Origin of the sequence: Burkholderia sp. Bp8994, assembly GCF_003853805.1 — a bacterium.
In the GTDB taxonomy this organism is placed as follows: Bacteria; Pseudomonadota; Gammaproteobacteria; order Burkholderiales; family Burkholderiaceae; genus Burkholderia.
In genome coordinates this window covers 25,558-38,313 of the sequence record NZ_QTQH01000026.1, presented here as the reverse complement: position 1 = coordinate 38,313, position 12,756 = coordinate 25,558, and the positions used below count along the sequence as shown (strand labels likewise).

Genomic DNA, 12,756 nt, shown 5'->3' with positions numbered 1-12,756 from the left:
CGGGCTATCAGCGCGTGATTTGCCGCATGTAGAAGATCGTCTGGATCGTCGGCAACACCTGCTGCAGCACGCGGTTGAACTGCACCGAGCCGGCCGTGCTGACGTAGACGACGTCGAGCGGCTGGAGCGGGAAGCGGCTCGACAGCATCAGCGCATCCGGCTGCGTCATGTCGAGGCGGAACACTTCCGGCTTCGTCGGGTTGTCGCGCATGCCGCGCATCACGTAGATCTTGCGCGGGTTCGCATCGGTGTCGAGGATGCCGCCGCCGGCCGTCAGCGCGTCGGCGATGGTCAGCTTGCCCTTGAGCATCGGCACGGTGACCGGCGTCTTGACCTCGCCCATGATGAACACGCGGCTGTCGCTGCGGTCCGGCACGTTGACGATGTCGCCCGGCTGCAGCATCACGTTCTGCTTCACTTCGCCGCGATCGAGCACGCCGTTCGCGTCGAGCGTGTAGAGCTTGCCGTCGCGCGTCAGGCGCACGCGCTGCAGGTCGGCCTCGTTGGTCGAACCGCCCGAGCGCGAGATCGCGTCGACGAGCGTCAGCGGCACGTCGCTCACCGCGAGCGGGCCCGGCTGCTTCACCTCGCCCGTCACCTGCACCTTCTGGCTGCGGAACGACAGCACGCGCACGTCGAGCTGCGGATTCTTCACATAGCGCGCGAGGGTCGATGCCATCTGCTCGCGGATCTGCGCGACCGTCTTGCCCGCCACGCGGATGCGGCCGACGAACGGGAAGAAGATCGTGCCGTCGGCGGCGACGGTCTGGCCGTACGGATCGGCCTGGCCCGGCAGCGCGGTCGTATACGGCTGCTGCAGCGCGCCCGCGACCGACTGCGTCGTGTTGCCGCCGCTCGAGAACGACTGGCCCTGCGGCGTCGTCAGCTCGGGGTGATCCCACACCGTGACGCCGAGGATGTCCTGCGGACCGACGCGGTACACGTACTCCGACGGATCGGTGTATCGGCCCGGCGGCAGCGGATGCTCGACCTGCTGCTTCTGCAGCTGATCCATCACCAGCTTCGCGTCGATGTAATGAACCGGATAGGTTTCGGCCTGCCCTTGCCGGCCTTCGTCCTTCAGGTTCGACGAGTCGAGATAGTTGCCGGGCGCGCTCGCGCAGGCCGACAGGAATGTCGTCATCGCGACGGCGAGCGCCAGCGGGCGCATGGGACGTTTCAGCATAGTTTTTGCAGCCATCCTTGAACCAGACGTTCGATCAATGAGTAGCTCTCGCGATAGTCGGCCTCGGGGCCGCCATGCGGATCCGCGATCTCGGCGTCCTCCCACTTGCCCAGCAGGTGGACCTTGCCGCGCGCGAACGGATCGACCGCCTCGACGGCCTTGATCTGTTCGCGCTCGCTGACGAGAATCAGGTCGGCGTCGCGCACGATCCGGCGCGACAGCCGCCGCGAACGGTGCGTCGTCGCATCGACGCCGCGCTCGGCGAGAAGTTGGCGCATCACCGGATCGATGCCGTCGCCGTCGTTGGCACGCACGCCGGCGGAGTGGAACGTCACGCGCGGGCCGCCACGCGACGCCGCGTGCGACTTGAACAGCAGTTCCGCCGCCGGGCTGCGGCAGACGTTCGCGTGACAGACGATCAGGATGTTGCGGAACATGGCGTCTCGATTCGGTAACGGGTAACGACGGGTAACGGCAACGCGCCGGTTACGCGTTCGCGCGCGCGGCGCCCGGCACGCGCGCGGCGACGGCCTGGCGCGAGCCGGGGCGGCCGATCGGGTGGTATTCGATGCCCTGCTCGCTCATCGTCTCCGGCTCGTACAGGTTGCGGCCGTCGAAGATGACCGGCGACTTCCACAGGCGGCCGAGCGCGACGAAATCCGGGCTCTTGAATGCCTTCCATTCGGTGACGATCACGAGCGCATCGGCGTCGCGTGCGGCCTGCGCCTCGTCGTCGACGAAGCTGAGGCGCTCGAGCCAGCTCGGGTGGTCCGCGAGATCGAGCGCGAGCACGCGGCGCGCTTCCTGCTGCGCGACCGGGTCGTACGCGGCGATGCGCGCGCCGCGCGACAGCAACTCGGCGATCAGCTCGCGGCTCGGCGCTTCGCGCATGTCGTCGGTGTTCGGCTTGAACGCGAGACCCCAGATCGCGAACGTGCGACCGGTCAGGTCCTCGCCGAAGCGCGCGACGATCTTGTCGGCCAGCACGCGCTTTTGCGTCGCGTTGACCGACGACACGGCCTTCAGGATCTGCAGCGCCTGGCCGTGCTCGTCGGCGGTGCGGATCAGCGCCTCGACGTCCTTCGGGAAGCACGAGCCGCCATAGCCGCAGCCCGCGTACAGGAAGTGATAGCCGATGCGCGGATCGGAGCCGATCCCGCGGCGCACGGCCTCGATGTCGGCGCCGAAGCGGTCGGCCAGGTTCGCGAGCTCGTTCATGAACGAGATGCGCGTCGCGAGCATCGCGTTCGCCGCGTATTTCGTGAATTCGGCCGAGCGCACGTCCATGTACAGCGTGCGTTCGTGGTTGCGGTTGAACGGCGCGTAGAGCTTCTTCATCAGCTCGCGCGCGCGTTCGCCCGGCACGTCGTCGTCGCAGCCGATCACGATGCGGTCCGGCCGCGTGAAATCGTCGACCGCCGCGCCTTCCTTCAGGAATTCCGGATTCGACACGACCGAGAACATCGGCGCGTCGCCGCCGCGCTTCGCGAGTTCCTCGGCGACCGCCGCACGCACGCGCTCGGCCGTGCCGACCGGCACCGTCGACTTGTCGACGATCACCTTGAAGCCTTTCATATAGCGGCCGATGTTGCGCGCCGCCGCGAGCACGTACTGCAGGTCGGCCGAGCCGTCCTCGTCGGGCGGCGTGCCGACCGCGATGAACTGCACGTCGCCGTGCGCGACCGCGGCCTCGATGTCGGTCGAGAAGCGCAGGCGGCCGGCCGCGCGATTGCGCGCGATGACTTCCTTGAGGCCCGGCTCGTGGATCGGCACGCCGCCGTTGTTCAGGACGTCGATCTTCGCCAGATCGACGTCGAGGCAGAACACGTCGTGCCCGATGTCGGCGAGACAGGCGCCGGTGACAAGACCTACGTAACCGCTGCCGATGATAGTCAGATTCATGATGTGTCGGACCTCGTGACCAATGATTCGAAATTCGTGAAACCGGGGTGTCCGCGCGCGTTGCGCGTCAGTAAGCGTTGCTGCCGGTGAAGCCTTTCCAGAGCGTCAGCACGACGATCTTGATGTCGAGCCAGAACGACCAGTTCTGCATGTAGTACAGATCGAGCTTCACGCGTCCCATCATCTTCTCGATCTGGTCGGTCTCGCCGCGAAAGCCGTTGATCTGCGCCCAGCCGGTGATGCCCGGCTTGATCCGGTAGCGGAACATGTAGCCCTTCACCAGATCCTTGTAGATGTCGTCGTGCGCGAGCGCATGGGGCCGCGGGCCGACGACCGACATCTCGCCCTTCAGCACGTTGATGAACTGCGGTAGTTCGTCGAGGCTCGTGCGGCGCAGGAACCGCCCGACCGGCGTCACGCGCGTGTCGTTCTTGGTCGCCTGCGTGACCTGTCCCGCGACTTCGTGATGCACTTTCATCGAGCGGAACTTGTAGATCTCGAACTCGTGCCCGTCGATGCCCTTGCGCTTCTGGCGGAAGAACACCGGCCCGCGCGACGTGAGCTTGATCAGGCACGCGATCAGCACCATCACCGGCGCGAGCGCCGTGAGCGCCGCCAGCGCGAACAGCCGGTCGAACACGAACTTCGGCAGGATCCGCACGTCGGTGATCGGCGACGCCGCGAGGTTGATCGCCGGTACGCCGAGCACCTCGACCACTTCCTGGTTGAAGAACGACAGCGTGCGCACGTCCGGGATGAAACGGATATTCACGAAGTCGTGGCGGAACACCGTCACGATCTGGTGAATCCGGCGCTCCTCCGTGATCGGCAGCGTGAGCCACAGCTCGCTGATCGCGCGGCTGCGCACCAGCCACACCAGCGATTCGAACTGCCGCTCGATGCGCACGTCGTCGAGCGCGACTTCGCCCGGCGCTTCGCTTTCGTCGTATACGCACACCGGGTTGAAGCCCGCTTCCGGCCGCGAGCGCATCTGCGCGATCAGCCGCCGCGCCGCCGGCGTGCCGCCGACGATCGCGACCGCCTTCAGGTTGTAGCCGCCGCGGCGCAGTTGTCGCAGCACGACGTGCACGCAGGTCTTCGAGCCGGCGAGCAGCGCCATCGTCACGACTGCCCAGTAACCCAGCCACAGCCGCGACAGGTCGCCCGACTGGTGAAAGCTGAAGCTCATCAGGATGCCCGCGAGCTCGACCACCAGCCACGCGAACGCCACGCGCCCCACCAGCCCGACGAGACGCTTGCCGCGCCACGACTGGTAGATGCCGATGGCCGGAAAGAACACGACCACCAGCAGGCAGTCGAACAGCACCGTCGTGCGCTGCAGGTCGTTGAGCCAGATGCTGCCGCCGTGCAGCGCGGCGGCGATCAACGCCCCCAACACGACCATCGCGATATCGATGACTCTCGCCAGCACGCTCAACATGTCCGCTTCCTCTTTGAACAGGCGTTTGCCGAACAGCTCCTCGTGCAGCCCGTGCCGCACCTTCGATTCAAACGTTGCATGACGCTATTGAAGCGGTAAGAAAATCCCTTCTCAAGCGCACAAGTATTTCGAAAAATAATCGGAAATTCTTGCCGCGACATTCTCGAATTAATTCGGCACGTTTTCCCGAATCGATCGTGAATCGGGATTTTTTCGGAAACTTTACGGTTCCCGGCATCCCTTTACGGGAAAGGACTCCAGCGCGCTCACCCGAATTATTTTTTATTTTTTTATTTGCAGCGGATGCTATCGCGGAAAATTTTCCCGGATCCGTGCGCGACGAATATCTTGCAAAAGGTCCGGTTTTATTGTCGATTTACTTCATGCTACAAACAGGCACTGACTTCAATCGAGGAGAGTGTCATCATGAATGCTCCGGCCGTGGCAGCCGATACGCGCCCTTCTTCTTCCGCCGCCAGCGACGCCAGCCTGCGCGTCGCGGTGCAGCCGGTGATCCTTGCCGGCGGTTCGGGCACGCGTCTGTGGCCGATGTCGCGCGAACACTATCCGAAGCAGCTGATCGGCCTGCTCGGCGAGCATTCGCTGCTGCAATCCACCGCGCTGCGGCTCGACGGCCTCGCGACCGGTCATCCGCTGAACGACGACGTGCTGATCGTGTGCGGCGAGGATCACCGCTTCACGACCGCCGAGCAACTGCGCCTGACCGGCAAGCGTGCGTCGATCATGCTCGAGCCGCTCGGCCGCGACACCGCGCCCGCGCTGACGCTCGCCGCGCTGCGGATCGTCGCCGGCGGCGGCGATGCCGTGATGACCGTGATGCCGGCCGACCACGCGGTGGCCGACCAGCCGCGCTTTCATGCGGCCGTCGCGGCCGGCGTGCACTGCGCGGCCCAGGGCAAGATCGCGACGATGGGCATCGTGCCGGGCCGCGCCGAGACCGGCTACGGCTACATCCGCGTCGGCGCGCCGCTCGGCGATGCCGGCACCGGCAACCTCGACGTGCGCCGTCTCGACCGCTTCGTCGAAAAGCCGCATCTCGAACTCGCGCAGCAGTACGTCGCCTCCGGCGAATACTGGTGGAACAGCGGGATCTTCATCGTGCGCGCGTCGGTGTGGCTGAACGCGATCCGCCAGCTCGAACCCGAGATCCTCGCGGCCTGCGAGCAGGCCGTCGCACGCGGCAAGGACGACGGCGACTTCTTCCGCGTCGACCGCGACGCGTTCGCGTCCTCGCCGTCGAACTCGATCGACTACGCGGTGATGGAGCGGCTCGTGAACCTGCCGCAGCTGTGCGAAAGCGTCGTCGTGCCGCTCGACGCAGGCTGGTCGGACGTCGGCTCGTGGGACGCGATCTGGCAGATCCTGCCGAAGGACGATGCCGAGAACGTCGGCCGCGGCCACGTGCTGTTCGAGAATGCCGAATCGACCTTCGCGCATTCGGAAAGCCGGCTCGTCGCATGTGTCGGCACGCAGAATCTCGTCGTCGTCGAAACGCCCGACGCCGTGCTCGTCGCCGACAAGTCCTGCGTGCAGGACGTGAAGAAAATCGTCGGGCGCATCAAGGCCGAACGCGGCGCGGAAGCGACCGATCACCGCAAGGTCCATCGCCCGTGGGGGCACTACGACTCGGTCGACACGGGCGAGCGCTTCCAGGTCAAACGCATCGTCGTGAAGCCGGGCGCGCGACTGTCGCTGCAGATGCACCACCACCGCGCCGAGCACTGGATCGTCGTGCGCGGCACCGCGCGCATCACGCGCGGCGACGAAACCTTCCTGCTGTCCGAGAACGAATCGACGTACATCCCGCTCGGCGTGTCGCACCGTCTCGAGAATCCGGGCAAGATGCCGCTCGAGCTGATCGAAGTGCAGTCGGGCGCGTATCTCGGCGAGGACGACATCGTCCGCTTCGACGATACCTACGGACGCCAGTGACGCAATGCCTGCCGGGCGCGCCGTCGCGGCGGTGCGCCCGGCATCACGGGCAATGGAAGCGACAAAAAACAACGCGCGGGCGCCGTGACACACGACGGCCCGCGCGTTTTCTTTTCGTGCGGACGACGATCAACCTACACGGTACGCGTATTCGCGGCGGTCCGACTGCACCGAGTCGTTGCGGCTCTCGGACAGCGCGCCCGCGCGACGCTCGGCGATGAAGCGCTTGATGTCCGACTCGGCCCGCGCCAGCGCGGACAGGCCGGCCAGCACCTCGCTTTGCGGCGCACGCACCGGTTCGTCGCTCGCACCGTGGCGATCGATCCACTGACGCGCCCAGTCGAGCGCGTACTGCTCGGCTTCCTCCGCATCGGTGAAGCGCGGGCCGATCAGGCCCGAGCGCTCGACGCGCCGATCGTCCTGCATGATCTCGGCCCATGCGCGATACATCAGGTTCTGCACCGGCTGCGCACTGCCGCAGATCGTATAGCCGCGGTATTCATCGACTTGCGGCTCGGCCGCGGCAAAGCTCGCGGCGGACGGACGCCCGTGGCGCAGCCCCGCGGGCTGAGCGCCCGGGACCGCGAACGACGCTCCGGACGACGCGTGCGCTGCGTCGTTCGGCATCGCGGACAGCGTCGCGCCCTCGCCATCCCAAACGTTTGCGTGCGCGACCGGCAGTTGCCACGACTCGGGGTTCTGCCAGAACACGCCGCGCAGACGATCGTTGTCGGGCGCCGGCTCCGCACGGCATGCCGGCGCGACCGGCGCCGGCGGCGGCGGCACATACGCGAACGTGCGCCCGCTGAACTGGGTCAGCACGTCGATCATCTGCAGCAGCGTGCCGTTCGCGAGCCACTCCTCGTAGCGGCGGCGGCACGTCGGCCCGGACGGATAGCGCCCGGGCAGTTTGGACCACGCTTCACCGGTCGTCAGGATCCAGAGGACCGCGTTGGCGACGACGCGCGGTTCCGCGCGTGGACGGCCTCGACGGTTCAGCCGAATCGGCTCGTCGGCGATCAGCGTTGAAAGACGAAACCACTCTTCATCGTTAAGCTCATCGAAGAACATAGTTGTTTCTCCACACAGCCAGGCCGGGGCTGCGATTGTCGGCGCCGCCGTCACGCATCGCGTCACGGGGCGGCCCGGTTGCACATTATGGTTATCCGCTTGTTGTGCATGCCGGCGCGACACCGCACTTTCACGGTGCCGCCATTCCCGGCAATGGCGCACAAATCACGGTCTCACTCCAATGTGGGAATTTTTGTGCACGAAGCATACCATCCTCAGGGTTTATCTCAATATGACAATGACTTAATGTTACGCACTGAAACAACCTGCCATGGATGCGCAATCCATTTACCGTTGAATTTTTTTACGCGATCGTTATGCGCAACGCTGGGAAGCCACGTCTGGCGGGGCTCTGCGGGGTGCGGCCGCACCCCGATCGGCAAGCGATCCGCCATGTTCCGACCCTTGCCGGCAACCACCCCGCGAATGCCCGGCCAAAATCGGTAAATCAGGGAAAATTTCGTAACAAGATATTCACGGATCGGTAAATCATTCAAATTGCCTTGAACCGAAATTTCTCCGTGCACAATCTTTTTATTGTTCCTCGGCGAGTAATGAAAGCGATCGGACAGGCGATGCACATTGTTTCCCGGCATGCAAGCGTGGACGGGCCTGTTACATCTTCGGCGGTAATGGGCAGGCGACAGCGGCGGGCGCGACGGTCGGGCGCTGCGTTTCGCGGCCGGACGACGTGCGATCCGCGCGATATGGAGCGCGGCGCCCGGCCGCGCGTCAGCGCAGATCGCCGGCCAGCGACGCGGCCACGTCCGCCGCGATGCGTTGCGGCGACACCGTATAGGCCGGGTGATCGCAGCCGATCGACAGCGTCGCGCCGTCCTTGAGCGCCGCGCGCATCGGCCCGCTCAGTTCGAAGCGCACGAAATGCACGGCCGAGGTCTTCTCCGCGTTGTCGCGGTCGAGATCCTCGTCGGCGATCGCATAGACGTCAGGGTGCCCGTCGACCCGCAGGTACACGCGATCCTCGACGCCGATCAGCCGCGCGAGCGCCGCGCGCCGCTCGGCTTCGTGCTCGTATTCGATCTGCAGCGTCGCCTTCAGGTTGGTGCCGTCGGGCACGAGCGGCAGATAGGCTTCCAGTTCGCCTTCGATGCCGGCCTCGTCGAAGATCTTCTCGATGTGCAGCATTTCCTGGATCTGGTAGCGGATCGTGGTCTCGTCCTCGAACAGGAGGCGCAGATGGTTGCCGAGCGCCACCGCGCGGCGGCGCTTGTGCGCGACGAGCCGCGCATGTTCGGTCTTGCGGATCTTCGCGTACGCTTCGAGCGTCAGCAGCGAGTCGCGGGTGAGCGTCATGGGATGTCCTCGGATAGCGTCGATGTCGTCGTGAAGCGGCCGGTTCAGATGCCATACGCGCGGCGCAGCAGCGTCAGCGGATGCGCGAGCGGCGCGGCCGGCAACCCTTTCTCGTCGATGCCCTGCACGATGTGATGGCCGGCGAGCGCGCAGTCCGACGACACGAAATCCGGCTTCGGCTCGGCCATCGCCTTGAACACCGGCGCGCCGATCCGCATCGCGTCCGCATGGAAGGCCTTCTTCACGCCGAACGTGCCCGCGTGCCCGGAACAGCGCTCGACGACGTTCACGCGCGTATCCGGCACGAGCGAAAGCGTGTCGGCCGTCTTGCGGCCGATGTTCTGCACGCGCGCGTGGCACGGCACGTGATACGACACGGTGCCGAGGCCCTGCTTGAAATCGGTCTTCAGCAACCCGTCGCGATGCCGCGCGATCACGTACTCGAACGGATCCCAGAATGCATCGGCCACCGCGCGCACGGCTTCGTCGCCGGGGAACATCAGCGGCAGTTCGCTCTTGTACATCAGCACGCAGCTCGGGATCGCGCCGATCAGCGCATAGCCTTCGCGCGCATAGCGCTCCAGCACCGGCATGTTCACGGCCTTCTTCGCGGCGACGCCCGCGAGATTGCCCTGCTCGAGCAGCGGCATCCCGCAGCACGCTTCGCGCGTGACGAGCTCGTACGGGATCTCGTTGTGCGCGAGGATCGCGAGCAGGTCGTGGCCGATGCCCGGCTCGTTGAAGTTCACGTAGCACGTCGCGTAGATCGCGACCTTGCCGGGCGTGCGTTCGCCGTCGCGAACCGGCGGGCCGTCCGAGCGCTTCGCCGCGCGCCGGAACTTGCGCGGTGCGAACTCCGGCAGCCATGCGTTGCGATCGACGCCGAGCGCCGCTTCGAGCGCGTGGCGCGCGGGCGGCGTGCGATTGACCGCGTTCACCGTCTGCGTGACGATCGGAATGCCCGCGAAATGGCCGAGCGCGTCGGTGTTCGACAGCACCTTGTCGCGCAGCGGCGCCTCGCCGCGCTTGTAGCGCGCGGCCTTGCCGCGCAGCATCAGGTGCGGGAAGTCGACGTTCCATGCATGCGGCGGCACGTACGGGCATTTCGTCATGTAGCAGAGGTCGCACAGGTAGCACTGGTCGACGACCTTGCCGAACGCGTCCTTCGGCACTTCCTCGATGTCGCCCGTCGGCGTGTCGTCGACGAGATCGAACAGCGCGGGAAACGCGCCGCACAGCGACACGCAGCGCCGGCAACCGGCGCAGATGTCGAACACGCGCGTCATTTCCGCATCGATCGCGGCCTGGTCGTAGAACGCTTCGGACTGCCAGTCGAGCGGATGCCGGGTCGGGGCTTCGAGACTGCCTTCCTTGTGGGGCATGAGGCGCTCCAGCGTGGCGCGCATGCGCGCGAACGCGCCGCCCGCGCGGCGCGGGCGGCGATCAACGCACGGCCGGCCGCGGGACCTGCCCGGCCGGGCCGTGCGGCCTCGGGGCGACGCCCGCGTCAGTCGACGAGTGCGTCCAGCGCTTTCGTATAGCGGTTCGCGTGGCTGCGTTCGGCCTTCGCGAGCGTCTCGAACCAGTTCGCGATTTCGTCGAAGCCTTCTTCGCGCGCCGTCTTCGCCATGCCCGGATACATGTCGGTGTACTCGTGCGTCTCGCCGGCAATCGCCGATTCGAGGTTCAGCCGCGACGAGCCGAACGGCAGACCCGTCGCCGGATCGCCGACTGCTTCGAGGTATTCGAGGTGACCGTGCGCATGGCCCGTTTCGCCTTCGGCAGTCGAGCGGAACAGCGCGGCGACGTCGTTCTGGCCTTCGACGTCGGCCTTCGAAGCGAAATACAGATAACGCCGGTTCGCTTGCGATTCGCCCGCGAATGCGGCCTTCAGATTCTCTTCGGTCTTGCTGCCCTTGAGTTGAGCCATGTGCGCCTCCGTTCGAGTCGGCGCGGCCGCGTGCGAAGCCGGGCCGATGATGGATATGGGGAACGATGCGTACGCCGGACACGCACGCTTCGTGCCTTTTAATCTAGGCGCTGGCGTTCGCATCCCCCAATAGGCTTTTTCAATCCGTCCGATAGCGGGAAGCGGGAATGAGGGACGGGTGGAGGCGGGGCGCTGGCGTTCGATGCGACGCGCGGTGTACGCACACCGGCGTCGCCCGTCTGCGTCACGCATCCGTCGCGCGCTTCAACAGCAATTCCCTTTCGCGCTCGTTGCGGGTCAATTCCGCCGCGCGGCGGAACTCGACCTTCGCCTCGTCAGCGCGGCCGAGCTTCGCGAGCAGGTCGCCACGCACGCTCGGCAACCAGTGATAGCGCGCGAGCGCCGGATCGTCGCGCAGCACGTCGACGATTTCCAGCGCCGCGGCAGGCCCGAACGCCATCCCCACCGCCACCGCACGGTTCAGCTCGACGACCGGCGACGGCGCGACTTCGGCGAGCGCGTCGTACAGCGCGACGATCTGCCCCCAGTCCGTGTCCGACGCGTGCCGCGCGCGCGCATGACACGCCGCCAGCGCGGCCTGCAACGCATACGGGCCGCGCACGCCGCCGAGCTTCGTCGCCCGCTCGAGCGCGGCGAGCCCGCGCCGGATCAGCAGCGGATCCCAGCGGGAGCGATCCTGGTCGAGCAGCAGCACGGGCCGCCCCTGCGCATCGGTCCGCGCATGCATGCGCGACGCCTGCAGCTCCATCAGCGCGACGAGCCCGAGCACCTCGCTCTCGTCCGGCACGAGCCCGGCCAGCACGCGGCCGAGCCGCAGCGCCTCGTCGCACAGCGCCGGACGCGTCCAGTCGTCGCCCGCGGTCGCCGCATGGCCTTCGTTGAACACGAGATAGATCACTTCGAGCACCGACGCGAGCCGCGCGGGCCGCGCGTCGGCGGCCGGCACCTCGAACGGCACGCGCGCCGCCGAAAGCGTGCGCTTCGCGCGCACGATGCGCTGCGCGATCGTCGGCTCGGGCGACAGGAACGCACGCGCGATCTCGCTCGTGGTCAGCCCGCCGAGCAGCCGCAACGTCAGCGCGACGCGCGCATCGGTCGACAGCACCGGATGGCACGACGTGAAGATCAGCCGCAGCAGGTCGTCGCCGATATCGTCGTCGCGCGCGTCGGCGAGCGCCTCCGCGATGTCGGGGACGACGTGCGCCTCGAGCGCGTCCATTTCATGGCCGAGCTGGTCGCGCTTCGCCGCATGCAGCGACTCCTGCCGCACCCGGTCGAGCGCGCGCCGCTTCACGGCCGTCATCAGCCACGCGGCCGGATTGTCGGGCACGCCGTCGACGGGCCAGTGCTCGAGCGCCGCGACGAGCGTGTCCTGCGCCAGTTCCTCGGCCACGCCGACGTCGCGCACCACGCGCGCGGCGCGCGCGATGATCTTGGGCGCCTCGATCCGCCAGACCGCTTCGATCGCACGGTGAGTCGCCTCACGCGTCACGACGCTTGCCCCTGGGCGGACACATCGAGCGGCATGGCCATCAGCTCCCATGCGTGGCCGTCCGGATCGTCGAACCCGTGGCCGTACATGTTCGGATACTCGCGCGGCGCTTGCGGCGCGGACCCGCCGGCCGCGAGCGCCTTCGCGACGATCGCGTCGACCTCGGCGCGGCTGTCGCACGACAGGCACGACAGCGCTTGCACCTGCGTCGCCGGATCGACGATGGTCTTGCCGGTGAAGGTCTGGAAAAACGGCCGCACGAGCAGCATCGCGAAAATCGTGTCGCTGATCTTGATGCAGGCAGCCTGATCGTTGGTATAGGCCGGTACGACTTCGAAACCGAGTGCCTGGTAGAACGTCTTCGAGCGCGGCAGGTCGGCCACGGGCAGGTTGATGAAAACCATCTTGTGCATGACGGGTGCTCCGGTGAGATTGGCTTGGGGTGG

12 protein-coding genes are annotated in these 12,756 nt (G+C 66.7%); 1 reads left to right on the top strand and 11 read right to left on the bottom strand.

The annotated features are described in order from the left end of the window. Nucleotides 1-7: 7 nt before the first annotated feature. The 4 genes from DIE04_RS25665 to DIE04_RS25650 all read right to left on the bottom strand — a co-directional run bounded on the left by DIE04_RS25665 (nucleotide 8) and on the right by DIE04_RS25650 (nucleotide 4,529). Nucleotides 8-1,186 carry a polysaccharide biosynthesis/export family protein gene (locus tag DIE04_RS25665; RefSeq protein ID WP_044846601.1) on the bottom strand — a complete coding sequence of 393 codons (1,179 nt, stop codon included), beginning with the start codon at nucleotides 1,184-1,186 and terminating at the stop codon, nucleotides 8-10. Further along, the gene (locus DIE04_RS25660) at nucleotides 1,180-1,623 is read right to left on the bottom strand and encodes a low molecular weight protein-tyrosine-phosphatase (RefSeq protein WP_124486461.1); all 444 of its coding nucleotides are present in this window, start codon (nucleotides 1,621-1,623) and stop codon (nucleotides 1,180-1,182) included. Before DIE04_RS25660 ends, DIE04_RS25665 begins: the two co-directional genes overlap by 7 nt. A gap of 49 nt (nucleotides 1,624-1,672) precedes the next feature. Continuing rightward, nucleotides 1,673-3,088: a UDP-glucose/GDP-mannose dehydrogenase family protein gene (locus DIE04_RS25655; RefSeq protein WP_124523264.1), complete on the bottom strand. Its 1,416-nt coding sequence runs from the start codon at nucleotides 3,086-3,088 to the stop codon at nucleotides 1,673-1,675. Between the two features lie 67 nt (nucleotides 3,089-3,155). After that, on the bottom strand, nucleotides 3,156-4,529 hold the full coding sequence (locus tag DIE04_RS25650) for an undecaprenyl-phosphate glucose phosphotransferase (protein WP_124523262.1): 1,374 nt from the start codon (nucleotides 4,527-4,529) through the stop codon (nucleotides 3,156-3,158). Nucleotides 4,530-4,955: 426 nt separating this feature from the next. Between DIE04_RS25650 and DIE04_RS25645 the strand changes: the two genes are divergently transcribed. Further along, nucleotides 4,956-6,482, top strand: a complete 1,527-nt coding sequence (locus DIE04_RS25645; protein WP_124523260.1) for a mannose-1-phosphate guanylyltransferase/mannose-6-phosphate isomerase — start codon at nucleotides 4,956-4,958, stop codon at nucleotides 6,480-6,482. A 129-nt stretch (nucleotides 6,483-6,611) separates the two neighbouring features. On the opposite strand, the gene DIE04_RS25640 is transcribed toward DIE04_RS25645, so the two are convergent. From DIE04_RS25640 to DIE04_RS25610, 7 genes are all read right to left on the bottom strand, one after another. After that, a complete protein-coding gene (locus DIE04_RS25640; RefSeq protein ID WP_124486465.1) occupies nucleotides 6,612-7,553 on the bottom strand; it encodes a transposase in 942 nt (313 codons plus the stop codon). A 227-nt stretch (nucleotides 7,554-7,780) separates the two neighbouring features. After that, nucleotides 7,781-8,134 carry a hypothetical protein gene (locus DIE04_RS25635; RefSeq protein WP_185500427.1) on the bottom strand — a complete coding sequence of 118 codons (354 nt, stop codon included), beginning with the start codon at nucleotides 8,132-8,134 and terminating at the stop codon, nucleotides 7,781-7,783. Nucleotides 8,135-8,285: 151 nt separating this feature from the next. Beyond that, nucleotides 8,286-8,867 (bottom strand): DUF3501 family protein, encoded by a 582-nt coding sequence (locus DIE04_RS25630; protein ID WP_124486466.1) that lies wholly within the window; start codon nucleotides 8,865-8,867, stop codon nucleotides 8,286-8,288. A gap of 44 nt (nucleotides 8,868-8,911) precedes the next feature. Beyond that, complete coding sequence (locus DIE04_RS25625) at nucleotides 8,912-10,249, bottom strand: heterodisulfide reductase-related iron-sulfur binding cluster (protein ID WP_124486467.1); 1,338 nt, start codon at nucleotides 10,247-10,249, stop codon at nucleotides 8,912-8,914. A 125-nt stretch (nucleotides 10,250-10,374) separates the two neighbouring features. Then, nucleotides 10,375-10,797 (bottom strand): rubrerythrin family protein, encoded by a 423-nt coding sequence (locus DIE04_RS25620; protein ID WP_040140994.1) that lies wholly within the window; start codon nucleotides 10,795-10,797, stop codon nucleotides 10,375-10,377. A 244-nt stretch (nucleotides 10,798-11,041) separates the two neighbouring features. Next, nucleotides 11,042-12,310 (bottom strand): RNA polymerase sigma factor, encoded by a 1,269-nt coding sequence (locus DIE04_RS25615; protein ID WP_124523258.1) that lies wholly within the window; start codon nucleotides 12,308-12,310, stop codon nucleotides 11,042-11,044. Then, on the bottom strand, nucleotides 12,307-12,723 hold the full coding sequence (locus DIE04_RS25610; protein WP_124486469.1) for a VOC family protein: 417 nt from the start codon (nucleotides 12,721-12,723) through the stop codon (nucleotides 12,307-12,309). Before DIE04_RS25610 ends, DIE04_RS25615 begins: the two co-directional genes overlap by 4 nt. Nucleotides 12,724-12,756 lie beyond the last annotated feature (33 nt).

Bases quoted from the DNA above. Each gene is read 5' to 3' on its own strand.
- DIE04_RS25665 (WP_044846601.1), bottom strand. From the start codon at position 1,186: ATGCTGAAACGTCCCATGCGCCCGCTGGCGCTCGCCGTCGCGATGACG.
- DIE04_RS25660 (WP_124486461.1), bottom strand. From the start codon at position 1,623: ATGTTCCGCAACATCCTGATCGTCTGTCACGCGAACGTCTGCCGCAGC.
- DIE04_RS25655 (WP_124523264.1), bottom strand. From the start codon at position 3,088: ATGAATCTGACTATCATCGGCAGCGGTTACGTAGGTCTTGTCACCGGC.
- DIE04_RS25650 (WP_124523262.1), bottom strand. From the start codon at position 4,529: ATGTTGAGCGTGCTGGCGAGAGTCATCGATATCGCGATGGTCGTGTTG.
- DIE04_RS25645 (WP_124523260.1), top strand. From the start codon at position 4,956: ATGAATGCTCCGGCCGTGGCAGCCGATACGCGCCCTTCTTCTTCCGCC.
- DIE04_RS25640 (WP_124486465.1), bottom strand. From the start codon at position 7,553: ATGTTCTTCGATGAGCTTAACGATGAAGAGTGGTTTCGTCTTTCAACG.
- DIE04_RS25630 (WP_124486466.1), bottom strand. From the start codon at position 8,867: ATGACGCTCACCCGCGACTCGCTGCTGACGCTCGAAGCGTACGCGAAG.
- DIE04_RS25625 (WP_124486467.1), bottom strand. From the start codon at position 10,249: ATGCCCCACAAGGAAGGCAGTCTCGAAGCCCCGACCCGGCATCCGCTC.
- DIE04_RS25620 (WP_040140994.1), bottom strand. From the start codon at position 10,797: ATGGCTCAACTCAAGGGCAGCAAGACCGAAGAGAATCTGAAGGCCGCA.
- DIE04_RS25610 (WP_124486469.1), bottom strand. From the start codon at position 12,723: ATGCACAAGATGGTTTTCATCAACCTGCCCGTGGCCGACCTGCCGCGC.